Source organism: Agrococcus jejuensis, assembly GCF_007679035.1.
Lineage (GTDB): Bacteria > Actinomycetota > Actinomycetes > Actinomycetales > Microbacteriaceae > Agrococcus > Agrococcus jejuensis_A.
This window is the reverse complement of the sequence record NZ_VEFR01000002.1, coordinates 91,876-115,830: the sequence shown is the minus strand read 5'-3', so window position 1 is coordinate 115,830 and position 23,955 is coordinate 91,876. Positions and strand designations below refer to the sequence as shown.

The window sequence follows — 23,955 nt, the reverse complement described above, 5'->3', positions numbered from 1 at the left end:
GCGTCAGGCGCGCTCGGCGAGGATCGCCCGGTGCCGACCGTCGATGCGGGTCGCGACGAGCGTCGCCGCGGCGTCGCCGTCGAGCCGCAGGCGCCTGCGCAGGCGATCGGGGTCGACGTCGGCGCCGCGCTTCTTCACCTCGAGCGTGCCGATGCCGCGGGCGCGCACCTCGCGCTGGATCGCCTTCTCGTCGAGCGGCAGCGTCGCCAGCACGCGGAAGCGCTGCGTGAAGGGGCTCACGACGTCGGCGTCGGTCGTGAGGTAGGCGATGCGCTCGCTCACGACGCCCGCGTCGAGCGCGTCGGCGACGGCGCCGATGAGTCGCGCGCGGATGACGGCCCCCGCCGGCTCGTGCAGCCAGGTGCCGAGCTCGCGCATCGGCACGGCGTCGGCATCGGGGGAGCCCGCGAGCTCGTGGGCGCCGTCGGCATCGAGCACGAGCGCCGCCGTGCGCACGCCCTGTCGTGCGAGCGCTCCCGTCCACGCGACGGCCTCCACCGTCTCGCCGTCGACGGTCACCCATTGCGTCTCGCCGTCGGCGGGCAGCCGATCGTGGTCGATCGCCGGGCCGAGCTTCACGCCCATCGGTCGCTGCGCCGCGAGCGACAGCAGCCACGGCAGCGGCGGCGACCACTGCACGACCGGCAGGCGCCGGCCCGATGCATCGCGCCTGGCCGGGTCGGCCCAGATCGCGTCGACACCAGCGAGGTCGGCATCCTCGGCGCGCCCGTGCGCGACCGACGTCTCGGGCAGCGGCGCGAGGTTGAAGCCCGCGACGGCCGCCGTGACCTCGTCGGCGTCGACGGCGCGCACCGCGCAGCCTGCGCCGGCGATCGCCAGGGCGTCGCCGCCGATGCCGCAGCCCAGGTCCGCCACCGTGCCCATGCCGGCGTCGCGCATCCTGCCCGCGTGCTGCGCAGCGACGCGCAGCCGCGTCGCCTGCTCGAGGCCCGCCTCCGTGAAGAGCATCGACCGCGCGAACGGGCCGAACTTCGCCTCGCCCCGACGCCGCAGGCGCGCCTGCGTCAGCACGGCTGCGACGAGCGCGGCATCGTGCCCGCGACGTCGCAGCGTCTGCACCGCCTGCACGGCGCCGCCGAGGTCGTCGAGCGCCGACGACACCTCGTCGAGCAGCGCGAGTCCGTCGCGCGAGAGCAGCAGGCGCAGGGCGTCGGCATCCATCCCACCATCCAAGCAGCGAACGCGTCCGCCCATGGCGGACGCGACTGGCACTCGTGTTGCCCTCGTGCCAGCCGAACGCGTACAGTCGACCTGGCACTCGACGACGTCGACTGCCAATCAGACATCCGACTGAGGAAAGAGGGCACCGTGTCGGTCTCCATCAAGCCGCTCGAGGACCGCATCGTCATCCGCCAGGTCGAGGCGGAGACGACGACCGCCAGCGGTCTCGTCATCCCGGACACCGCCAAGGAGAAGCCCCAGGAGGGCGAGGTCGTGGCCGTGGGCCCCGGCCGTGTCGACGACAACGGCAACCGCATCCCCGTCGACGTCGCCGAGGGCGACCGGGTCATCTACTCGAAGTACGGCGGCACCGAGGTGAAGTTCGGCGGCGAGGAGCTGCTCGTGCTCTCGGCCCGCGACGTGCTCGCAGTGGTCGTGCGCTGACGCACCCCCACCCACAGCGACGGCGGCACCCTGCACGGGGTGCCGCCGTCGCGTCGTTGCAGCAGGATGGCGCACGCGCGAGAGGACGATGATGCCGGAGTCGAAGGATGCGGGGCGCGGGCTCGCGCTCGCGATCGGCGCCTACGCCGTGTGGGGCGTCGTGCCCATGTACGTCGTGCTCATGCAGGGCGTCGGCGCCATCGAGCTCATCGGCTGGCGCGTGCTCGCCTCGCTCGCCGTCGCCGCGATCATCGTGACGATCGTGCGCGGCTGGGGCGCCGTGCGCACGGTGCTGCGCGACCGCCGATCGCTCGGCTTCCTCGCCGCCTCGGGCGTCGCCATCCTCGTCAACTGGACGGTCTTCGCGTCCGCCGTGCTCACCGGGCACATCATCGAGACGAGCCTCGGCTACTTCCTCAACCCCATCGTCTCCGTGCTGCTCGCCGTCGTCGTGCTGCACGAGCGACTGCGCCCCGCGCAGTGGGTCGCCGTCGGCATCAGCGGCCTCGCCGTCGTCGTGCTCGTCGTCGCCTACGGCGAGTTCCCATGGATCGCGATCGCGCTCGCCGCCGCCTTCGGCGTCTACGGACTGCTGAAGAAGCAGGTCGGCGTGAAGGTCGACGCCATCACCGGCTTCACGCTCGAGACAGCCGCGACCGTGCCGTTCGCGCTCGTCATGCTCATCGGCTCGTCGATCATCCTCGGTCCCACGATCGTCGACGTCTCGCCGCTCGTGCAGCTCGCCGTCGTGGGCTTCGGCGTCGTGACCGCCGTGCCCCTCATGCTCTTCTCCGCCGCGGCTCGTCGCGTCTCGCTCACGACCCTCGGCTTCACGCAGTACCTCGCGCCCACCATCTCGCTGCTGTTCGGCTGGCTCGTCATGCACGAGCCCATGCCGCCCGAGCGGCTCGCGGGCTTCGCCCTCGTGTGGCTCTCGCTCGTCGTGCTCATGGTCGACCTCGTCGTCGCGGGCCGCCGCCGCCGTCGCTCGCCCGTCGTGCCCGCCCCCGCGCCCTAGCGCCGCCTCGGGGGGCCTCCCGGAGCGGTCCACCTCCTCGCGATCGGACCGTGACCAGACCGCGACCAGACCGTTACACGTTCGTCACGAAACCGAGGCTTCTTCGGTTCCGGGTCGGCCTAGTGTTGACGCAACCCGGCGCGGCCGGGCGTTCCCTAAGGACTCCCAAGGAGCACCATGAAGGCATTCCTTCGTCAGCGCTCGCGCACCACGGCCGTGCTCACGGCCGGTGCCGTGACCGTCCTGGCGCTCGCAGCTTGCTCGACCGGCGGCGGCGACGCCGGCGGCGACGGCGACGCGAGCGGCGACACGTTCCACGTCGGCACCATCCTCCCCCAGACCGGCAGCCTCGCCTTCCTCGGCCCGCCCGAGTTCGCAGGCGTCGACCTCGCCGTCGCAGACCTCGAGGCAGCGGACTTCCCCTTCGAGATCGAGCAGACGACGACCGACTCGGGCGACGGCGCGAACCCCGACGTCGGCACGCAGTCGGCAGGCGAGCTCGTCGACGCGGGCGTCGACATCGCCATCGGCGCCGCATCGTCGGGCGTCTCGTTCAACTTCATCGACCAGTTCGTCGACGCGGGCATCGTGCAGATCTCGCCGGCCAACACGTCGCCGGACTTCACCGACTACCCCGACGACGGCTACTACTGGCGCACCGCCCCCTCCGACGTGCTCCAGGGCCGCGTGCTCGGCAACCTCATGGTGAACAACGGCGCCGCGAACGTCGGCTTCCTGTACCTGAACGACGCCTACGGCATCGGCCTCGAGGACAACGCCACCCAGGCGATCGAGGCAGCGGGCGGCCAGGTCGTCGCGTCGGTCTCGTACAACCCGGGCGACACGAACTTCTCGTCGCAGGTGTCCGAGCTGCTCGCCGCGAGCCCCGACGCCATCGGCATCCTCGCGTTCGAGGAGACGGCGAACATCATCCCCGAGCTCGTCACGACGCAGGGCTACCCGTCGAACCAGGTGTACTTCGTCGACGGCAACCTCTCGAACTCGTACGAGTTCCCCGAGGGCACGCTCGACGGCACGCAGGGCACGCTGCCCGGCAACCCGGCATCGGGCGACTTCCAGGAGCGCCTGCTCGAGATCGACCCCGACCTCGACGACTTCTCCTACGCACCCGAGTCGTACGACGCCGTCGTCCTCGCTGCCCTCGCGGCAGCGGCTGGCGGCTCGCCCGACGCCGACACCATCCGCGACAACCTCCAGGACGTCTCCGAGGGCGGCACGAAGTGCACCGACGTCGCCGAGTGCCTGCAGCTCATCGCCGACGGTGAGGACATCGACTACGACGGCGTCTCCGGACCCATCGAGTTCGACGAGAACGGCGACCCGACCGAGGCGTACATCGGCATCTACCAGTACGGTGCCGACAACCGCTACACGCTGCTCACCACCGAGTTCGGCTCGCTGACCGAGTAGTCATCGGTTCGGATCTCCGAATCACAGCACACCAGAAGGGCCCCGGATTCGTCCGGGGTCCTTCTGCTGCGTCTGGTGGCGTCGGGCGTCCGTGCGCGAGGACGGCGCTCCTCGGCTCAGACACTGCGCAGGAGGGGAGGGCTCGTGGCCTGGGGGCCACGAGCCCTCCCCTCCTGCGCAGAACTCGACACCCCGCGCCATCCTCGTGCACCGCCGCCCTGGGTCTCGAGGGGAGGGCGCGCCACCCCGATGAGGGAAGGCGCCGCGCGCGTCCTGCGCGCTGCCGTGCCCTCCCGGCGGTCTCGATCCCTGCCGCGGTCGCCGTGCGCCTTCATGGGGCGGCGCTCTGCTGGTGCGCGGACCACATGACGGCTGCGCGCTGCCCTCGCGGCCTACTCGACCAGCTGGGAAGGGGCGTCGAGGAGGCGGCCGGTTCCCGCCCCCACCGTCGCCTCCGCGCAGCTGGTCGAGGAGCGCGCGGCCGCAGGCCGCATGCGTCACGAGGCCCCTGCCCTCCCAAGCACGCCCAGCCCCGTGGAGGCTGCGCGAGCACCATCGTCGCTGGGGACGGCCGGGCGATGCCAGCAGCGCGTCGGACGCGCGCGCAGCGCCCCACCCCCATGCGGCCGACCTCCCTCCCCGCGACTGGCGGAGCGCAGCGATCGCCGCGCACCCTCGTCAGGACGCGAGCGCAGGGACGGACGGGGTGCTGGGATGTCGCGGGGTGTCGAGTTCTGAGGCCGGAGGGGAGGGCCGTGGCCCCTGGGCCACGGCCCTCCCCTCCGGCCTCAGTGTCTGAGCTGAGGAGCGACGTCCCAGCAGCCCGCCCGTCCCGCAGCGGGACACGACGAAGGCGCCGCACCCCAGGGTGCGACGCCTTCGATCCGAGCAGCAGACGACTACTTCGACTCGTCCTTCGACTCGTCCGCCGCCGCCACCTCATCCGCCCCACCAGGCTCCGCCGAGGCACCCGAGTCGACGACGATCGCGTTCGTCGACGTCTTCGCCTTCTCCTCGACGTCCGTCGCGAGCGTGCCGAGGTACAGCTCGATGACCTTGGGGTCGTTGAGCATCTCGCGACCCGGGCCGGTGTACGCGTCGCGGCCCTGGTCGAGCACGTACGCGCGGTGCGCGATCTGCAGGCAGCGGCGTGCGTTCTGCTCGACCATGACGATCGTGACGCCGTGCTTGTTGATCTCGGCGACGCGCAGGAACGTCTCGTCCTGGCGCACGGGGGAGAGACCGGCGGAGGGCTCGTCGAGCAGCAGCACCGACGGGTCCATCATGAGCGCGCGGCCCATGGCGACCATCTGGCGCTCGCCGCCCGAGAGCGAGCCTGCGCGCTGCTTGCGGCGCTTGCCGAGCTCGGGGAAGAGCCCTGCCACGAACTCGAACCGCTCGTTGAACATGCGGGGCTGCTGGAACAGCCCCATCTCGAGGTTCTCCTCGATCGTGAGCGAGGGGAACACGTTGTTGTTCTGCGGCACCATGCCGACGCCCTTGCCGACGAGCTTGTCGGCCTTGAGGCCGGTGATCTCGTCGCCGTTGAGCACGATCGAGCCGCCGCGCACGTTCACCTGGCCGAAGATCGCCTTCAGCAGCGTCGACTTGCCGGCGCCGTTGGGGCCGATGATGCCGATGAGGTCGCCCTGGTTGGCGACGATCGAGCAGCCGTTGAGGATGTTGACGCCCGGCAGGTAGCCGGCGACGAGGTCCTTCGTCTCGAGCACAGCGGTCATGCCTTGTCCTCCTCGCGGGTGGCCTGGACCTCGTCGAGCTCCTGGGCGGCCTCCTGCTCGATCTGCCGCACCTGCTGGTTGGTGAGCGTGCCGAGGTCGGTGTCGTGGTGGGCGCCGAGGTAGGCGTCGACCACGGCCTGGTCCTGCATGATCGACTCGGGCGGCCCCTCGGCGACGACCTTGCCCTCCGCCATGACGATGACCCAGTCGGAGATGTGCCGCACCATGTGCATGTCGTGCTCGACGAAGAGCACGCTCATGCCGTCGGCCTTGAGGCCGAGCACGTGGTCGAGCAGCGACTGCGTGAGCGCCGGGTTGACGCCTGCCATCGGCTCGTCGAGCATCACGAGCGTCGGCTTCGACATGAGCGCGCGCGCCATCTCGAGCAGCTTGCGCTGGCCGCCGGAGAGGGAGGCTGCGAAGTCCTCCCGCTTGGCGTCGAGCTTGAAGCGCGCGAGGAGGTCGTCGGCGCGGACCGTGTTCTCGTTCTCCTGCTTGCGCCACAGGAACGACCAGAACGCGGATCCGAACCTCTCGCCGCGCTGTCCGGTCGCACCGAGCAGCATGTTCTGCAGCACGGTGAGCCGTCCGAGCGACTTCGTGAGCTGGAACGTGCGCACCATGCCGCGGCGGGCGACCTTGTAGGCGGGGACGCCGGCGAGCGACGATCCCTCGAACGACCACGTGCCCTCGTTGGGCTTGTCGAAGCCGGTGAGCAGGTTGAAGAACGTCGTCTTGCCTGCGCCGTTGGGGCCGATGAGCGCCGTGATGGCGCCGCGGGGGATCTCGAGGTGCGCGACGTCGACGGCCGTCAGGCCGCCGAACTGCCGCTTCACGGCGTCGGCGACGACGATCGGGTCGACCTTCGCGCAGCCGGGGCCCACCTCGCCCTGGACGAGGGGATGGGTCTTCGTAGGGCTAGACATTGAACGACAGCTCCTTCTTGTTGCCCATGACGCCTTGTGGTCGGAAGACCACCAGGGCGATGAGGGCGAGACCGACGAACACGAACGCGAGCTGACCGGCCTGCGTGGCCGTGGTGCTGCCGAACACGCCGAGCGTGTGCAGCTCGCCGATCACGCCGCGCACGAACGACAGCAGGAACCAGAACAGGACGCCACCGAGGACGGGGCCGAGCACCGTCGCCGCGCCTCCCAGCAGCAGTGCGGTCCACACGTTGAACGTGAGGATGGTGGCGAAGCCGTCTGCCTGCACCGATCGCGGGAACACGAGCAGGATGCCGGCGACGGCGCCCATGACGCCGCCGAGCACGAGCGCCTGCATCTTGTAGGCGTACACGTTCTTGCCGAGCGAGCGCACCGCATCCTCGTCCTCGCGGATGCCCTTGACGACGCGACCCCACGGGCTGCGCATGATGCCCCAGACGACGACGATGGCGACCACCACGAGCGCCCACGACACCACGGTGTACCAGGTGCCCGTCGGCAGGTCGAGGAAGCCGTCGTTCACGGCCTGGATGTCGCCCTTGAACTGGTTGCCTCGGATGCCCTGCGAGCCACCGGTGACGTCGGTGAGGTCCTGGGTGCGGGCGACGTAGCGGACGATCTCGGCTGCGGCGATCGTGACGATCGCCAGGTAGTCGCCGCGCAGGCGCAGCGTCGGGATGCCGAGGATCAGCGCGAAGACCACCGATGCGGCGACGCCGACGAGCGTGGCGGCGAGCAGCGACAGCAGCGGCGGCCAGCCCCACGTCGCCGTCGGGTCGACGAGCGAGGTGAACACGGCGAACCCGTAGGCGCCGATCGCCATGAAGCCCGCCTGACCGAAGTTCAGCAGACCCGAGTATCCGAAGTGGATGCCGAGGCCGATCGCGGCGAGCGCGTAGGCGGCCGACGAGGGCGAGATGAGCTCCCCGAGGGAGCCGAGCAGGACGTCGAGCATCAGCCGACCCTCTCCTTGCGACCGAGCACACCCTGCGGCCGCAGCAGCAGCACGAGGATGAGGATGACGAGCGCCACGGCGAACCGGAGGTCAGGTGGCAGGAAGAACGTGGACAGCTCCGTGGCGAAGCCGATGATGAGCGCGCCGATGAGGGCACCGAAGGCGCTGCCGAGACCGCCGAGCGTCACGGATGCGAACAGCAGCAGCAGGATCGTGAAGCCCATGTCCCACCGCACGCTCAGTCCGGAGAAGTACGTGTAGAGGATGCCCGAGAGGCCCGTGAGCGTGCCCGCCAGCACCCAGACGATGCGGATCACGCGGTCGACGTCGATGCCGGACGCTGCGGCGAGCGAGGCGTTGTCGGACACGGCTCGCGTGGCCTTGCCGAGTCGGGTGCGCGTGAGGAAGTAGGCCACGCCGAGCAGCAGCACGATGCACACGACCATGCCGATGATGTTCGACAGACGCACGTTGAACGCGCCGAACGAGACGGCCGTGTCGGCGACCTGCGCCGTCTCGGCGCCGCCGCCGAAGATGAACTGGAAGAAGTAGCGCAACGCGATCGAGAGGCCGATCGTCACGATGAGCACCTGCACGAGCCCGACGCGCCTGCGCCGCAGCGGCTTGAAGATCGCGGCGTCGTGCAGCCATCCGAAGGCCGCGCTCGCGAGGAGCACGCCGAGCACCGAGACCCAGACCGGCAGTCCCAGCGACGTGGTGAGCGTGTAGAACACGAGCGCTCCGAACGTCAGCATCTCGCCGTGGGCGAAGTTGTTGACGCCCGTCGTGCCGAAGATCAGCGTGATGCCGATCGCGCCGAGGGCGAGGAGCAGGCCGAAGTTGAGACCGGTGAAGAGGCGCTGGCCGAGCTGCGGGAGCGAGAACGACGGTCCGGACGATCCGGCGCTCGGCGTCTCCTCCGCCTCGCCGCCCTCGGAGGGCGTCGGTGCGGCGGTGAACGAGCCGGGCTCGCCGATCTGGAAGAGCACGCCCTGCGAGCTCGTCGTGCCGATCGTGAAGTCGCGCGACACCTGCTCGGGGTTCACGGCGAGGCCGTCGGGCAGCGTCGTCTCGTCGATCGTGACGGTGTAGTCGCCGGGGCCGGGGAGCGGGATCGACCAACGGCCGTCATCGCCCGTGGTCGCGGTGCCCGCGAAGCCGTCGGCTCCCGTGGCGTCGATCACGACGCCCGCGAGGGGCGTCTGGGGGTCGGACCGTACGATGCCCTGGAACTGATAGGCCTGCGTCGGGTCGGTCGGTGCCGGCGTGGCGCTGGCCTGGGTCGATCCCAGGCTCAGGGCGATGCCGAGGGCGACGAGCAGCGCAGGGATGGCGAGCCACCACCTGGCCGGTCGGAGCGTCTTCTCCACATGTCCTCCAGTGGTCCGTGGCGCACCCATACGGGAATGCGATAGGCGGGGTGCCTGTTGCACGGTGGAGTCAACATAGCCCGGTTGCCGTGTCGAGCATGTTTCGTCTTTGCTCGGATCGGCACTCGGGACCGAATCGTTACTCGTACGATGGATGGCGATGGAAACCCGCGACCCGTTCGGCTTCACCGGTCTCACCTACGACGACGTCATGCTGCTCCCGGGCCGCACCGACGTCATCCCGAGCGAGGCGGACACCTCGACCCAGCTCTCACGGCGCATCCGCCTCGCGGTGCCGCTCGTGTCGAGCGCGATGGACACCGTCACCGAGGAGCGCATGGCGATCGCCATGGCGCGCCAGGGCGGCATCGGCATCGTGCACCGCAACCTCGCGATCGCGGACCAGGCGGCGATCGTCGACCGCGTGAAGCGGTCGGAGTCGGGCATGATCACCGATCCGGTGACCATCGGTCCGGACGCGACGGTCGCCGAGGTCGACGCGATCTGCGGCCAGTACAAGGTGTCGGGCCTGCCGGTGGTCGACGAGGGCGGGCACCTGCTCGGCATCATCACGAACCGCGACATGCGCTTCGTCGGCCGCGAGGCTGCCGCGACGGCGCTCGTGCGCGACGTCATGACGCCCGCACCGCTGACGACGGCGCCCGTGGGCACGTCGCGCGAGGACGTGCTCGAGATCTTCAAGCGGTCGAAGCTCGAGAAGCTGCCGCTCGTGCACGAGGACGGCCGCCTCGCGGGCCTCATCACCATCAAGGACTTCGACAAGGTCGAGCAGTACCCGTTCGCGACGAAGGACCCGCAGGGTCGTCTGCGCGTCGGCGCGGCGATCGGCTTCTTCGGCGACGCGTACGACCGTGCCGAGGCGCTGCTCGAGGCCGGCGTCGACGTCATCGTCGTCGACACCGCCAATGGCGAGTCGCAGGGCGTCATCGACATCGTGACGCGCCTCAAGGGCGACAGCCGGTTCGACGCCGTCGACATCATCGGCGGCAACGTCGCGACGCGCGAGGGCGCGCAGGCGCTCGTCGACGCGGGCGTGGATGCCGTGAAGGTGGGCGTCGGCCCCGGCTCGATCTGCACGACGCGCGTCGTGTCGGGCGTGGGCGTGCCCCAGGTGACGGCCGTCTACGAGGCGTCGCTCGCAGCGACCCCCGCGGGCGTGCCGGTGATCGCCGACGGCGGCCTGCAGTACTCGGGCGACATCGCCAAGGCCCTCGTGGCCGGCGCATCCTCGGTGATGCTCGGCTCGCTGCTGGCCGGCACCGACGAGTCGCCCGGCGACCTCGTGCTCATCAACGGCAAGCAGTACAAGTCGTATCGCGGCATGGGCTCGCTCGGAGCGATGCAGACGCGCGGCACGAAGACGTCGTACTCGCGCGACCGCTACTTCCAGGCAGACGTGCCGTCGGACGAGCAGCTCATCGCCGAGGGCATCGAGGGCCAGGTGCCGTACCGCGGCCCGCTCGCGACGGTCGCGTACCAGCTGTCGGGCGGACTGCGGCAGTCGATGTTCTACGTCGGCGGCCGCACGATCCCCGAGCTGCAGACGAAGGGCCGCTTCGTGCGCATCACGCCGGCCGGCCTGAAGGAGTCGCACCCGCACGACATCCAGATGGTCGTCGAGGCGCCGAACTACCGCCGCTGACGCGGCGCTCGCTCCTCGATCCGAGGTGCGTTTCGTGCACTGAGGTGCGCTTCGTGCCAGTGGACGGTTGCGCGGTGCGGTTGCTGCACTGAGGTGCCGTTGCACCCGCACCCGAGTGCAGCACGCGCACCTCGCAACGGGCCATGCGTCCCTCACAGGCGACTGCCGTCCACACGTGGCCTCCAGCGCGGGGTCGCCCACAGTGTCGTGACGGATGCTGCCGGGATGCCCGACCCGCTCGACATCATCCAGACCTCGAAGGCGAGGGCGCTCGGCCTCGTCCCCTCGCGGTCCCGCGCGCTCCGCCGGATCCGCCGTGGCAGCTACGTCGACGCAGCCGCGCAGGAGGCGGCAGGCGTCGAGGATCGGTATCGAGCACGTGTGCGGGCCGTCGGCATCGCCCGCCCCCGCATCGTCTTCGCGCTCGAGTCGGCGCTCATGCTCCACGGCCTCCCGTTCGGCACGGAGCCGCGGTACGTGTTCAGCACCGGGGACCCGTCGATGTCAGGAGGGCGTGCCGGGGTCCGGAACTCGCATCTGCCGATCCGGCCCGAGCATGTCGTCGAGGTCGACGGGCTCCGATGCTCGAGCGTCGCGTGGACGCTCGCCGATCTGGGGCGACGGCGCATTCCCAGCGATGCGGTCCCTGCGATGGATGTCGCGCTCGCAGCGGGCGTCGTGACGAAGGAAGGCATCGAGCGCGCCCTGCTGCATCAGACCAAGCAGGGCAGGATGCGGGCGCGGTGGTCGATCGCGTTCGCCGATGCCCGGTCGGAGTCGGTCGGCGAGTCTCGCAGCCGGGTCGCCATCGCGCTGCTCGGCTTCCCGGCGCCGCAGCTCCAGGTCGTCGTGCGCACGCACCTCGGGGAGCTTCGAGCGGACTTCGGGTGGCGACGCCGCGAGCGTTGGCTGCTCGGCGAGTTCGATGGGCTCATGAAGTACGGCTCGCTCGCGGCCGCAGAGGGGCGCACCGGGGTCGAGGCGCTCGTGAGCGAGAAGCGCCGCGAGGATGCGATGCGCACGGTGTCGGACGTGTGTCGATGGACATGGGACGACGTGATCCGGCCGGTGCGTCTCGAGCGCATCCTTCGCGCCGCTGGCCTCCCGCAGCAGGAGCGGGTGCTGCCCACCGGCGTGCGCCTCCTCTCCTGATCGTGTTCCGAGGTGCGCTTGCTGCATCGAGGTGCGGTTGCAACGGCACCTCAGTGCAGCAAGCGCACCTCGCAACCGCGAGCAGCGCAGGAAGTGCACCTGGTCGCAGGAAGCGCACCTCGCAACGGGCGAGGGTTGCGAGGAGCGGGGACGCGATATATCGTGTGTGACAAGACGCGATATATCGCGATCGGGAGCAGAGCGAGGAGCCGCCATGGACACCACCGAGCACGAGCCGTTCGACGGCACGACGCCCGCCGACACGAGCGTCGAGCGCTGGACGGTGCGCCCTGGCGACACCCGCACCATCACGCTCGAGGGCGTGCGGCGCCTCAAGGTCGGCGTCATCGCCGGCACCGTCGACGTCGTCGGACACGACGAGCCGTGGGCGCGCGTCGAGGTGCATCGCGTCGACGGCCGCGACCTCGAGATCTCGCTCGACGACGGCGCGCTCACCGTCGCGCATCCCCTGCTGCGATGGTCGAACCTCATCGACTCCCTCAAGTCGCTCGGCACCGAGCGCGGCCGCGTCGAGGTCAGCATCCTCGTGCCGCGCCACGTGTCGCTCACCTACGGTCAGGTCACGGCGCAGGGGCTCGTGTCCGGCGTCACGGCGGGCGCAGACGTCAGCACCGTCTCGGGCGACGTGCAGCTCGACGGCGTCACGGGTGCCGTGCAGGTCAACACCGTCTCGGGCGACGTGGAGGCTACGGGCCTCGACGGCGACGTGCAGGTGCACGCCGTCAGCGGCGAGGTCACGGTGTCGGGCGCGACGCGTCGCGTCGGCATCGACACGGTGTCGGGCGACGTGCTGCTCGACGTGCACGGGCCCGTCGAGGCCATCTCGGTCAACGGCGTCTCGAGCGATGCGACCATCCGCGTCGACCAGGACGTCGCGCTCGAGGTCGTCACGAACACCGTGAGCGGACGCGGCAGCGTCACGGGCGTCGCCATGCCGAAGCGCGGCGGACGCCACGTCGAGGCCGGCACGGGAGCGACGGCGCGCATCACGCTCAACTCGGTCTCGGGCGCCCAGACGGTCGTGCGCCGGTGAGCCCCGTCTTCGCGCACGGCGCCCTGCGCCTCTACCTGCTCGCGCTGCTCGCGGAGTCGCCCAAGCACGGGTACGAGGTCATGCAGGCGCTCGAGCGTCGGTTCGGCGGCACCTACCAGCCGTCGGCGGGCACGATCTACCCGCGGCTCTCGCGGCTCGAGGAGGAGGGGCTCGTCGAGAAGCACGCCGACGGGCGCCGCACGCAGTACGTCATCACGGATGCGGGACGCGCCCACCTCGCCGAGCGGCAGGGTGAGCTCGACGCGCTCGAGACCGAGATCGGCGACTCGGTGCGCCGGCTCGCCGACGAGGTGCGCGGCGGCGTGCGGGATGCGATGCGCACGCTGCGCGCCGACCTCGCCGCCGCCGAGCGCGAGGCGCGATCGTCGCCGCGATCGGCGACCGCACCCGAGCCCGAGCCGGCGTCGTCGACGGCGCACGGGCGATCCGAGCCGCGCGGCGACGACCGCGCCGACCTGCGCGCCGCCGTGCACGAGGTCGACCTCGCCGTCACGCGCATGCGTGCCGAGGTGCGCACGCTCGTGCGCGGCGCATCCGTGACCGCGGCATCAGCCCGCGAGGTGCTGGCGGAGGTGGATGCGGCTGCCGCCCGCATCCGCGCGATCCTCGGTCGCTGACCCCGCGGCGCTCGCTCACCGTCGCGGGCCGCACTGCTCCTGCCGAGGTGCGGCGCTCAGCGCACCTCGCCACGGGGAACGCACCTCGCGACGGGAACCGCACCTCGCGCCGGGGAGCACAGCACCCTGGGCGAAGCCGCCAGATGCGACCTCCGCACGGCACTAGGCTGGAGGACGTGGCGGAGATCGAGCTCGGACTGGCGAAGAGCGCACGACCGGCGTACGGATTCGACGACGTCGCGGTGGTGCCGACGAGGCGCACCCGCGACAGCGACGTCGTCTCGCTCGCCTGGCAGATCGACGCGTTCCGCTTCGAGATGCCGATGCTGGGCGCGCCGACCGACTCGGTCATGAGCCCGCGCACCGCGATCGCGCTCGGGCGTGCCGGCGGCCTCGGCGTGCTCAACCTCGAGGGCGTGTGGACGCGCTACGACGACCCCGAGCCGCTGCTCGCCGAGATCGCGGGCCTGCCCACCGACCTCGCGACGAGCCGCATGCGCGAGATCTACGCGGAGCCCGTGCGCCCCGAGCTCATCCGCCAGCGCCTGTCGGAGATCCGCGACGCCGGCGTCACGGTGGCCGGCTCGCTCAGCCCGCAGGCCGTGCAGGAGCACCAGCAGACCGTCATCGAGGCGGGCGTCGACCTCTTCGTGATCCGCGGCAGCACCGTCTCCGCCGAGCACGTCACGAAGACCGGCGAGGCGCTCAACCTCAAGCAGTTCATCTACGAGCTCGACGTGCCGGTCATCGTCGGCGGCGTCGTGACGTACACGGCCGCGCTGCACCTCATGCGCACGGGCGCTGCGGGCGTCCTCGTGGGCTTCGGCGGCGGTGCCGCATCGACGAGCCGCTCGGTGCTCGGCATCCACGCGCCCATGGCGACCGCGGTGAGCGACGTCGCCGCCGCGCGCCGCGACTACCTCGACGAGTCGGGCGGCCGCTACGTGCAGGTCATCGCCGACGGCTCGCTCGGCACCTCCGGCGACATCGTCAAGGCCTTCGCGTGCGGCGCCGACGCCGCCATGCTCGGCACGGCGCTCGCTCGAGCGACGGATGCACCCGGTCGCGGCTGGCACTGGGGCCCCGAGGCGCACAACCAGAAGCTGCCGCGCGGCAACCGCGTGCAGGTGGAGCAGGTCGGCGACCTCGAGGTCGTGCTCAACGGGCCCGCGCCCGTCGCCGACGGCACGGCCAACATCGTCGGAGCGGTGCGCAAGGCGCTCGCGACGACCGGCTACAAGGACGTCAAGGAGTTCCAGCGCATCGACGTCGTGGTGGCACCGCGACGCTGACGCCGGAACGGCGAAGGACCCCTCTGGGCCCGAAGGATCCCGCAAGGGAAGGGGAGGCACATGGCAGGCAAGCAGCAGGCGACGCAGCCGAAGAGCGTGCGTCGATCGGCGAACCTCGGTCCTGAGGAGCGCGCGAGCGCCCTCGCATCGATGAAGGACCGCGAGCTCGACGTGCTCGTGATCGGCGGCGGCATCGTGGGCGTGGGGTCGGCGCTCGACGCCGTGACCCGTGGCCTGCGCGTGGGGCTCGTCGAGGCGCGCGACTTCGCGTCGGGCACCTCGAGCCGCTCGTCGAAGCTCATCCACGGCGGCATCCGCTACCTCGAGCAGTTCAACTTCGCCCTCGTGCGCGAGGCGCTCATCGAGCGCGGCCTGCTGCTGCAGCGCATCGCGCCGCACCTCGTGAAGCCCGTGCGGTTCCTGTACCCGCTCACGAACCAGCTCGAGCGCGGCTACATCGGCGCCGGCATGGCGATGTACGACGCGTTCAGCTACACGGGCTTCATGCGCCCGGGCGTGCCGCTGCACAAGCACCTGTCGAAGAAGCAGATGCTCAAGGAGATCCCGTCGCTCGACCCCAACGTGCTCGTGGGCGGGCTCACCTACTACGACGCGCAGGTCGACGACGCTCGCTACGTCGCCGAGCTCGCGCGCACGGCGTCGTTCTACGGCGCCCACGTCGCGAGCCGCGTGCGGGCCGAGGGCTTCCTCAAGGTCGGCGAGCGCGTCGTCGGCATCCAGGCGCACGACTACGAGACCGGCGAGCGCTTCGAGATCCGTGCGAAGCAGGTCGTGAACGCGACGGGCGTGTGGACGGGCGACACGCAGGCGATGGTCGGCTCGCGCAGCGACTTCCGCGTGCGGGCGTCGAAGGGCGTGCACCTCGTCGTGCCGCGCGACCGCTTCCATTCGTCGATGGGCCTGCTGCTGCGCACCGAGAAGTCGGTGCTCTTCGTGATCCCGTGGGGCCGCCACTGGATCATCGGCACGACCGACACCGACTGGGAGCTCGACAAGGCGCATCCGGCCGCGACGGCCGCCGACATCGACTACATCCTCGAGCACGTGAACTCGGTGCTCGACACGAAGCTCACGCGTGCCGACGTCGAGGGCGTCTACGCAGGGCTCCGTCCGCTGCTCGCAGCCCCCGCAGGCGGTTCGACCGCGAACCTGTCGCGCGAGCACCACGTGTCGCACACCGTCCCCGGCCTCGTGATGATCGCCGGCGGCAAGTGGACGACGTACCGCGTCATGGCGAAGGATGCGATCGACGAGGCCGTCTCGGCCATCGACGGCAAGGTGCCGGCGTCGTGCACGGAGGACATCCCGCTGCTCGGCGCCGTCGGCTACCGCGCCGCGTGGAACAAGCGCGGCAAGATCGCGAAGGCGTTCGGCCTGCACAAGCACCGCGTCGAGCACCTGCTCAACCGGTACGGCGTGATGACCGACGACCTGCTCGACATCATCCGCGAGCGTCCCGAGCTGGCCGAGCCGCTGCCGGGCGCAGACGACTACCTCGGCGCGGAGGTGCGCTACGCGTGCCTCGCCGAGGGTGCGCTGCACCTCGACGACGTGCTCGCGCGTCGCACGCGCATCTCGATCGAGGCGTGGGATCGCGGCGTCGCCGCGGCGCCCGTCGCCGCGCGCATCATGGCGGAGGTGCTCGGCTGGGACGACGAGCGCGTCGAGACCGAGATCAACACGTACAACAAGCGCGTCGCCGCCGAGCTCGCCAGCCAGGAGCTGCCCGACGACGAGTCGGCCGACCGCGCGCGCCTCGAGGCGCCCGACATCGTGCCGCTGGGCGCGCTGCCGGTCGTGGAGCCCGTCGGCACGAGGAGCACTGCGACATAGTGCATCATCGAACCATGCCCCACGCGCTGATCGGAACCAATCACCTGCGCTCGTACGCGGGGTCGGAGATGGTCGCGCTCGAGCTGGCGGAGCACCTGCTCTCGCGCGGCTGGCGCGTGGACGTGTACACGAACGAGCTCGGCTCGCCGATGGTCGACGAGCTCACGGGCCTGCCGCACGACGGCAGGCTCCGGCTCGTCGAGGCGAGTCCCGCCGAGCGCTTCGACGAGTCGTACGACCTCGTGTGGTCGCAGCACGGCGTGCTGCCGCCCACGTTCGTCGAGCGGCTCGAGGAGGGCGTGCCGTCGCCCATCGTGTGGCATCACCTCTCGACGTTCATGGACGTCGAGATGCCGATCCTCGCCGACGTCGAGTCGCGCGTGACCGCGCTCTCGACGGGCTTCTGCGCCAAGGCGCTCGACACGCTCGAGGGGTTCGGGCTCGACCGTGCGCGCACGGCGCTGTACGACAACCCCGCGCCGGACGCGTTCGCCGACCACGTGCGGGAGGCGTCGCAGGCGGGGCTCTCGCGCGTGCTCGTCGTCTCGAACCACCCGCCCGAGGAGGTGCGCGCGGCCGTCGAGCAGCTCGAGGCCCGCGGCATCGAGGTGGGCAGGCTCGGCGTGCACGACCGTCCCGTGCGCGTGACGCCCGACGTGCTCGCGCCGTACGACGCGATCGTGACGATCGGCAAGACCGTGCAGTTCGCGCTGTCGATGGGCATCCCCGCCTACGTGTACGACCACTTCGGCGGCGTCGGCTGGCTCGACGACGAGGTGCTCGAGGCGGAGGCGGACTGGGCGTTCTCCGGTCGCACGACCGGTCGCCGCATCGACGCCGACGCGCTCGTCGCCGAGCTCGTCGACGGCTTCGACGCCGCACGCGCATTCGCCGAGCAGCACCGCACCCGTCACGCCGAGCGCTGGCGGCTCTCGACGCGCGTCGACGCGCTCCTCGCCGACGAGCGTCTGCGTCCCGCCCCGCCCGCGGCCGCCTCCGACGTCCGCAGGCTCGCGGCGTTCGGCCGTCTCTACGGCGACCTGTACCGACTCATGCGCAGCCGCGACCGCGTCGCCACCGCCGCGACCGCCGATCTCGCCGAGAGCCGCGCCGCCCACGCGGATGCCGCGGCCGCACGCGATCGCCGCGAGACGGAGGTGCTCGTGATCGGCCAGCGCCTCACCGCCGCCCGTGCTGACATGCACCGCGCGATCGACCGCGCCGACCACGCCGAGCGAGCCATGCAGCGCGCCGAGCGACGCCTCGCCCGCCAGCAGCGCCTCGAGGAGCAGCGCCTCGGCCTCGTCGCGCTGCTGCTGTCACGTCCCTGGTCGGCGACGAGCTCGGCGCGCACGTTCGTCGGCTGGCTCACGCGCCGCAGCCCCATCCGCTTCACCGACGTGCGCAACGCCGACGCCGTCGCGCTGCGCCGCATGCGCGCCGAGGTGCTCGAGTCGCGCTTCTACCGCCTCGGCCGGGTCGTCGGCGACGACGGCGGCGCAGGCCAGCAGCCGTGATCCTCGGCCCCGACGCCAGGCGCCTCGGCATCTACTTCCTGTACGACGCCGACGGCGTCGTCGACGATGCGACGTGGCACATGCTCGCCGCGATGCACGCGCACTGCCACGAGCTCATCGCCGTCGTGAACGGCGCGCTCGACGACGCGAGCCGCGCACGCCTCGAGTCCCTGCCCCGCACCACGGTGCTGCAGCGGCCCAACGTGGGCTTCGACGTCTGGGCATACCGCACCGGGCTGCGCGCGAAGGGCTGGGACGAGATCGCCCGCTTCGACGAGGTCGTGCTCTTCAACTTCACGATCCTCGGGCCCGTGCATCCGCTCGACGAGATGTTCGCGCGCATGGACGCCACCGATGTCGACTTCTGGGGGCTCACCACCCACAACGGCGCGAGCTTCGACCCGTTCTCGGCCCAGTCGGCGCTCGGCTACCTGCCCGTGCACCTGCAGTCCCACTTCATCGCGGTGCGCAGGACCGTCGCGACGTCGCCCGAGTTCCGCGACTACTGGGAGCGGATGGGCGCCATCCGCTCGTACGGCGACGCCGTGAGCAAGCACGAGGTGATCTTCACGAAGCGGTTCGCGGAGCTCGGGTTCCGCTGGACCGCGTACGTCGACACGGCGCAGACGATCGGCAAGCAGTACTACCCGCTCTTCAACGACCCCGTGCGGCTGCTCACCGAGGCGCGCAGCCCCGTCTTCAAGCGCAAGTCGCTCTTCGCCGGTCCCGCCGCCTACGTCGACGAGACCGCGCACGACGTCGCGCGGAACCTCTACGACCATCTGCGCGACGAGGCCGACTACGACCACGGCATGCTGCTGCGCCACCTGCTGCGCACGTGCGACGTCGCCGACCTGCACGCGACCCTCGCGCTGCACGAGATCGTCGCACCGTTGGAGAGGCCCGTCGAGCGCTCGCTGCGCGCGTACGTCGCGTGCGACGGCGTGCAGTCGCCGGATGCGGTGCGCTCGGCCCGCGCGGCCGGCGTCGACGACGTCGTCGTGCTGTGCGACGGCGGCAGCGCCTGCCTCGAGGCGTGCGGCGACGCGACGCGGGTCATGACGCACGGCGGGGATCCCCTGCGCACCGCGCTGCGCGACGTCGACGAGCATCCCGTCGACGCCGTGTGCATGGTGCTCGGCCCCGCCGACGGCGTCGCGTTCCCCTTCTCGGCGGCCGAGGCGACCGCCCGGCAGGCCGTGCACGACGTGCTCGCGAGCCCGGGCCACGTCGCCGGCGTGCTCGCGCTCCTCGACGCCGACGACACGGGCGCCGTCGTCGCCGCGCCGCCCCTGCATGCGACCTGGTTCGGCGCGCTCGGCGACGGCTGGCGCGGCAGCCACGACCGCATCCGCGACGCGCTCGTCGCCGCCGGCCGCGCCGTGCCGACGAACGAGCAGCGGGATCCCGTGTCGCTCGCCGCCGGCGCGCTCTGGCTGCTGCCCGCCGCCGTCGCGGGCCTGCGCGACCTCGGCGTCGACGCCGACGACGCGCGCACGGCGCTGCCGTCGATCGTCGCCTCCAACGGCCTCCTCACGCGCCATGCGACCACGCCCCAGCAGGCATCCATCGCGCACGTCACGGCCCTCGACTACCTGCGCCGGCTCGGCGCCCAGGTCGGCAGCGGCGGCGAGGAGCGCTTCAGCGCCCTGCTGCACCGCGTCGGCCAGATGGCATCGGCGGGCCAGCCGGGCCATCACGCCCGCACGATCGTCGCGTTCTCGATCGTGTGGGACATCGACGGCGTGCGCGTCGAGGACGAGCACCTCGCGTTCGTGACCGACGGCGAGGGCACGGCGCGCGTCACGCTCGTGCCGCCGCCCGGCGCCGTCAGCGTGCATCTCGACCCCGTCGTCGGCGCCCGCGTGCTGTGCGCGGCCCCGCGCATCCGAGGCGGCGCCGGCCTCGAGCTGCGCATCGACGGCGCGATCGATCGCGGCGACGACCTGCTGCTCGACGAGGACGCATCTCTGCGCGTCGTCGGCGACCTCGTCGCAGGCGACTCGTTCACGCTCGAGCTCGACCGCCTGCGCCTCGTCGAGGAGGGTCCGTCGATCGTCGACGCCCTCGTCGACCAGGGGACCGCGACGGGCAGCGCATGACCGCCACGGCACCCGGCTTCCTCGAGGTCGCGCGGCGCCCCCGGTGGATCGGGGCGCTGCTGTTCGCCCTCGCCGTCGCCGCGATCTTCGCCGCGCTCGGCCAGTGGCAGATCGCACGGGCCGTCGAGCAGGGGCAGGCCGACGACCGCGACACCGAGACGCCCGTCGCCCTCGACTCGGTCGCCGAGCCGCAGCAGCCGCTGACGGCCGAGGCCGGCGGCCGCATCGTCGAGGCGACCGCCACGATCGATCCCGACTCGTTCATCGTGCTCGTCGGCCGCGAGCAGGACGGCACGAGCGGCGCATGGCTCACCGCCCGCGCCATCACCGAGGCAGGCGACTCGCTCGCCGTCGCCGTCGGCTGGGCGCCGACGCGCGCCGAGGCGGAGGCGGCGATCGACGACGTCGACCTCGCCCCCGCCACGGTCGTCGGCCGCTACCTGCCCAGCGAGTCACCGACCGTCACCGACTTCGAGCAGGACACGGCCGAGGCGATGAGCGTCGGCGACCTCATCAACCGCTGGCCGGGGTTCGACGGCGACGTCTACTCGGGCTACGTCGTGCTCGACCACGCGCCCGCATCCCTCACGACGATCGTCTCGTTGCCGCCCGAGCAGCAGACGCAGCTGAACTGGCTCAACGTCTTCTACGCCGTCGAGTGGGTCGCGTTCATGGTCTTCGCGATGTACCTCTGGTTCCGACTCGTGCAGGACGCCCGCGAACGCGAGGCCGAGGCCATCGAGGACGCCGAGGCCGAGGCGGCCGCGTCGACCGTGCCGTCCGGCGAGGCCTGAGCCGCTCGGTAGGATGGAGCGCGTGCCGAGGCCCATCCAGCAGATCCCGAAGATCCGCTCGGCGATGACCTTCTACCGCATCATGTCGTGGGTGACGGGAACCTTCCTGCTGCTCCTCGTCATCGAGATGGTGCTGAAGTACTCGCCGAGCCACGTCGAGCTGTTCGCGGGCGGCTCGGCCGGCCCGCTCGGCCTCGCGCCCGTCGTGCCGGGGCCCGGCTGCCAGTGGTTCTCGCTGTTCGTGCCCGGCGGCATGGGCTGCGAGATCCAGTCGCTCGGCGACGGCTTCAACGTCTCGCTCGCGATCCTCATCGTGCACGGCTGGATCTACGTCGTGTACCTGCTCGCCTGCTTCCGCCTGTGGATGCTGCTGCGGTGGCCCTTCACGCGCCTCCTCGCGATGGCGCTCGGTGGCGTCGTGCCCTTCCTCTCGTTCTTCGTCGAGCGACGCATGCACCGCGTCGCCGGCACCGACGTCGCCCGCCTCGAGACCGAGGCCGCAGCACTCTCAGCCAAGGAGGCCTGATGGCCGACACCTCCCAGCGTCCCGTCCTCGTCGTCGACTTCGGCGCCCAGTACGCGCAGCTCATCGCGCGCCGCGTGCGCGAGGCCGACGTGTACTCCGAGATCGTGCCGTCGACCATCACCGCCGACGAGGTGCGCGCCAAGTCGCCTGCCGCCATCGTGCTCTCCGGCGGACCCTCGTCCGTCTACGCCGAGGGCGCCCCGCGCCTCGACCCCGACATCCTCGAGCTCGGCATCCCCACGCTCGGCATCTGCTACGGCTTCCAGGTCATGGCCGCCCAGCTCGGCGGCACGGTCGCGCGCACCGGCAACCGCGAGTACGGCTCGACCGCCGTCGCCGTCGGCGACGCCGGCACCCTGCTCTCCGGCCAGCCCGACGAGCAGACCGTGTGGATGAGCCATGGCGACGCCGTCGCCACCGCCCCCGAGGGGTTCGAGGTGCTCGCCTCCACCACCGACACCCCCGTCGCCGCCTTCGAGCACCGCGAGCGCAGGCTGGCCGGCGTGCAGTGGCACCCCGAGGTGCGGCACTCCGAGCACGGCCAGCGCGTGATCGAGTCGTTCCTGCACGACATCGCCGGACTGCCGGGCGACTGGGCCTCCGGCAACATCATCGACGAGCAGGTCGCACGCATCTGCGAGCAGGTCGGCATCGACCGCGTCATCTGCGGGCTCTCCGGCGGCGTCGACTCCGCCGTCGCCGCAGCCCTCGTGCACAAGGCCGTCGGCGACCAGCTCGTCTGCATCTTCGTCGACCACGGCCTGCTCCGCCAGGACGAGCGCGAGCAGGTCGAGCAGGACTACGTCGCCTCCACCGGCGTGCGCCTCGTCACGGTGGACGCGCGCGAGCAGTTCCTCACGGCCCTCGCCGGCGTCACCGACCCCGAGACGAAGCGCAAGATCATCGGCCGCGAGTTCATCCGCTCGTTCGAGCAGGCCGAGCGCGACCTCGTCGCCGAGGCAGCCGCCGACGGCGAGCCCATCCGCTGGCTCGTGCAGGGCACGCTCTACCCCGACGTCGTCGAGTCGGGCGGCGGCACCGGCACCGCCAACATCAAGTCGCACCACAACGTCGGCGGACTGCCCGACGACCTGCAGTTCCAGCTCATCGAGCCGCTGCGCGCTCTCTTCAAGGACGAGGTGCGCGCCATCGGCCGCGAGCTCGGCCTGCCCGAGGTCATCGTCGGCCGCCAGCCGTTCCCCGGCCCCGGCCTCGGCATCCGCATCATCGGCGAGGTCACCGAGGACCGCCTCGACACCCTCCGCCGCGCCGACGCCATCGCCCGCGCCGAGCTCACCGCCGCCGGCCTCGACGGCGACATCTGGCAGTGCCCCGTCGTGCTGCTCGCCGACGTGCGCTCCGTCGGCGTGCAGGGCGACGGCCGCACCTACGGCCACCCCGTCGTGCTGCGACCCGTGTCGTCCGAGGACGCCATGACCGCCGACTGGACGCGCCTGCCGTACGACGTGCTCGCGAAGATCTCGAACCGCATCACGAACGAGGTCGAGGAAGTGAACCGCGTCGTGCTCGACGTCACGTCGAAGCCTCCGGGGACGATCGAGTGGGAGTGAGGTCGGCTGGTCCGCGCTGATCGCGCGGGTCGCCGGAATCGCTCCTCAGCTCAGACACTGCGAAGAGCGGGAGGGATGCGGGCCTAGCGGCCCTCATCCCTCCCGCTCTTCGCAGAACTCGACACCCCGCGACCCCGTCGACCCGCGCGATCAGCGCTCGGGCTCGCGCGGGCGGTGGGCGCTGCGGCGGCTGGCGCTCGCTTCGCGAGCGGCGGCCGCCGGGGTCTCCTGGAGGGAGATCGTCGCATCGTGTCGATCCTCGGCCTCGTCGTTCGACGGTCGTGGTGAGGGATGCAGTGGGCAGCCCGGACGAGGAGACTGATCGACATGCAGTTCATGCTCATCATGCGAGATGACGACGCCGCCGCGATCGAGCGGCGCGACGGGGACGTCGCGACGATGATGGCCGCCATGGGGGCGTACAACGATCGCCTCGAGGCCTCTGGGGCGCTCGTGACCGCCGTCGGGTTGGATGCGCCCTCGAACGGTGCCGTCGTGCACTTCGGTGGGACGCCGCCGCTCGTCACCGACGGGCCCTACGGCGAGATCAAGGAGCTCTTCAACGGGTTCTGGATCGTCGAGGCCCCCGACCTCGCCGCCGCCACCGCCCTCGCCGCCGACGCACCGCTCGCCGCAGGCACGCACCTCGAGGTGCGGCGCGTGCACGGCGACGCCGACCTGCCGGACTGATCGCGAGAGACGGCAC

At 71.5% G+C, this 23,955-nt stretch carries 20 protein-coding genes; 15 read left to right on the top strand and 5 right to left on the bottom strand.

Going from position 1 to position 23,955, the window contains the following annotated elements; all coding sequences use genetic code 11:
• Positions 1 to 3 precede the first annotated feature (3 nt).
• Positions 4 to 1,182, bottom strand: coding sequence for a class I SAM-dependent methyltransferase (locus FS793_RS07475; RefSeq protein WP_144719900.1), 1,179 nt, complete (start codon positions 1,180 to 1,182; stop codon positions 4 to 6).
• Positions 1,183 to 1,329: 147 nt separating this feature from the next.
• On the opposite strand from FS793_RS07475, the gene groES reads away from it, so the two are divergent.
• The 3 genes from groES (at position 1,330) to FS793_RS07460 (ending at position 4,075) form a co-directional block, all read left to right on the top strand.
• On the top strand, positions 1,330 to 1,626 hold the full coding sequence (groES, locus tag FS793_RS07470; protein WP_092502918.1) for a co-chaperone GroES: 297 nt from the start codon (positions 1,330 to 1,332) through the stop codon (positions 1,624 to 1,626).
• Between the two features lie 91 nt (positions 1,627 to 1,717).
• Complete coding sequence (rarD, locus tag FS793_RS07465) at positions 1,718 to 2,644, top strand: EamA family transporter RarD (protein WP_260980081.1); 927 nt, start codon at positions 1,718 to 1,720, stop codon at positions 2,642 to 2,644.
• Positions 2,645 to 2,821: 177 nt separating this feature from the next.
• A complete protein-coding gene (locus FS793_RS07460) occupies positions 2,822 to 4,075 on the top strand; it encodes an ABC transporter substrate-binding protein (protein ID WP_144719898.1) in 1,254 nt (417 codons plus the stop codon).
• Between the two features lie 899 nt (positions 4,076 to 4,974).
• Here FS793_RS07460 and FS793_RS07455 read toward each other — a convergent pair.
• From FS793_RS07455 to FS793_RS07440, 4 genes are read right to left on the bottom strand one after another with little or no spacing between them, the layout of a single operon-like run.
• Complete coding sequence (locus FS793_RS07455) at positions 4,975 to 5,814, bottom strand: ABC transporter ATP-binding protein (RefSeq protein ID WP_144719897.1); 840 nt, start codon at positions 5,812 to 5,814, stop codon at positions 4,975 to 4,977.
• Complete coding sequence (locus FS793_RS07450; protein ID WP_144719896.1) at positions 5,811 to 6,740, bottom strand: ABC transporter ATP-binding protein; 930 nt, start codon at positions 6,738 to 6,740, stop codon at positions 5,811 to 5,813. Before FS793_RS07450 ends, FS793_RS07455 begins: the two co-directional genes overlap by 4 nt.
• Positions 6,733 to 7,716 (bottom strand): branched-chain amino acid ABC transporter permease, encoded by a 984-nt coding sequence (locus FS793_RS07445; RefSeq protein WP_144719895.1) that lies wholly within the window; start codon positions 7,714 to 7,716, stop codon positions 6,733 to 6,735. The genes FS793_RS07450 and FS793_RS07445 overlap by 8 nt, the downstream gene beginning before the upstream one ends.
• The gene (locus FS793_RS07440) at positions 7,716 to 9,086 is read right to left on the bottom strand and encodes a branched-chain amino acid ABC transporter permease (protein ID WP_260980080.1); all 1,371 of its coding nucleotides are present in this window, start codon (positions 9,084 to 9,086) and stop codon (positions 7,716 to 7,718) included. The genes FS793_RS07445 and FS793_RS07440 overlap by 1 nt, the downstream gene beginning before the upstream one ends.
• 160 nt (positions 9,087 to 9,246) lie before the next feature.
• On the opposite strand from FS793_RS07440, the gene guaB reads away from it, so the two are divergent.
• From guaB to FS793_RS07380, 12 genes are all read left to right on the top strand, one after another.
• Positions 9,247 to 10,749: an IMP dehydrogenase gene (gene guaB / locus FS793_RS07435; protein WP_144719893.1), complete on the top strand. Its 1,503-nt coding sequence runs from the start codon at positions 9,247 to 9,249 to the stop codon at positions 10,747 to 10,749.
• A gap of 651 nt (positions 10,750 to 11,400) precedes the next feature.
• Positions 11,401 to 11,901, top strand: a complete 501-nt coding sequence (locus FS793_RS07430) for a hypothetical protein (protein ID WP_144719892.1) — start codon at positions 11,401 to 11,403, stop codon at positions 11,899 to 11,901.
• A gap of 214 nt (positions 11,902 to 12,115) precedes the next feature.
• On the top strand, positions 12,116 to 12,955 hold the full coding sequence (locus tag FS793_RS07425) for a DUF4097 family beta strand repeat-containing protein (RefSeq protein ID WP_144719891.1): 840 nt from the start codon (positions 12,116 to 12,118) through the stop codon (positions 12,953 to 12,955).
• Positions 12,952 to 13,593, top strand: coding sequence for a PadR family transcriptional regulator (locus tag FS793_RS07420; protein ID WP_144719890.1), 642 nt, complete (start codon positions 12,952 to 12,954; stop codon positions 13,591 to 13,593). Before FS793_RS07425 ends, FS793_RS07420 begins: the two co-directional genes overlap by 4 nt.
• 176 nt (positions 13,594 to 13,769) lie before the next feature.
• On the top strand, positions 13,770 to 14,885 hold the full coding sequence (locus tag FS793_RS07415; protein WP_260980079.1) for a GuaB3 family IMP dehydrogenase-related protein: 1,116 nt from the start codon (positions 13,770 to 13,772) through the stop codon (positions 14,883 to 14,885).
• Between the two features lie 60 nt (positions 14,886 to 14,945).
• Positions 14,946 to 16,739, top strand: coding sequence for a glycerol-3-phosphate dehydrogenase/oxidase (locus tag FS793_RS07410; RefSeq protein ID WP_144719888.1), 1,794 nt, complete (start codon positions 14,946 to 14,948; stop codon positions 16,737 to 16,739).
• A gap of 14 nt (positions 16,740 to 16,753) precedes the next feature.
• Entirely contained in the window at positions 16,754 to 18,256 is a 1,503-nt protein-coding gene (locus FS793_RS07405; protein ID WP_144719887.1) for a glycosyltransferase, read from the top strand.
• On the top strand, positions 18,253 to 20,358 hold the full coding sequence (locus FS793_RS07400) for a rhamnan synthesis F family protein (protein ID WP_144719886.1): 2,106 nt from the start codon (positions 18,253 to 18,255) through the stop codon (positions 20,356 to 20,358). Before FS793_RS07405 ends, FS793_RS07400 begins: the two co-directional genes overlap by 4 nt.
• A complete protein-coding gene (locus tag FS793_RS07395) occupies positions 20,355 to 21,152 on the top strand; it encodes an SURF1 family cytochrome oxidase biogenesis protein (protein ID WP_144719885.1) in 798 nt (265 codons plus the stop codon). Before FS793_RS07400 ends, FS793_RS07395 begins: the two co-directional genes overlap by 4 nt.
• 13 nt (positions 21,153 to 21,165) lie before the next feature.
• A complete protein-coding gene (locus FS793_RS07390; protein WP_144719884.1) occupies positions 21,166 to 21,678 on the top strand; it encodes a DUF3817 domain-containing protein in 513 nt (170 codons plus the stop codon).
• Positions 21,678 to 23,249: a glutamine-hydrolyzing GMP synthase gene (gene guaA, locus FS793_RS07385; protein WP_144719883.1), complete on the top strand. Its 1,572-nt coding sequence runs from the start codon at positions 21,678 to 21,680 to the stop codon at positions 23,247 to 23,249. The genes FS793_RS07390 and guaA overlap by 1 nt, the downstream gene beginning before the upstream one ends.
• A 327-nt stretch (positions 23,250 to 23,576) precedes the next feature.
• Positions 23,577 to 23,939, top strand: a complete 363-nt coding sequence (locus FS793_RS07380; RefSeq protein ID WP_186329388.1) for a YciI family protein — start codon at positions 23,577 to 23,579, stop codon at positions 23,937 to 23,939.
• Positions 23,940 to 23,955: the final 16 nt, after the last annotated feature.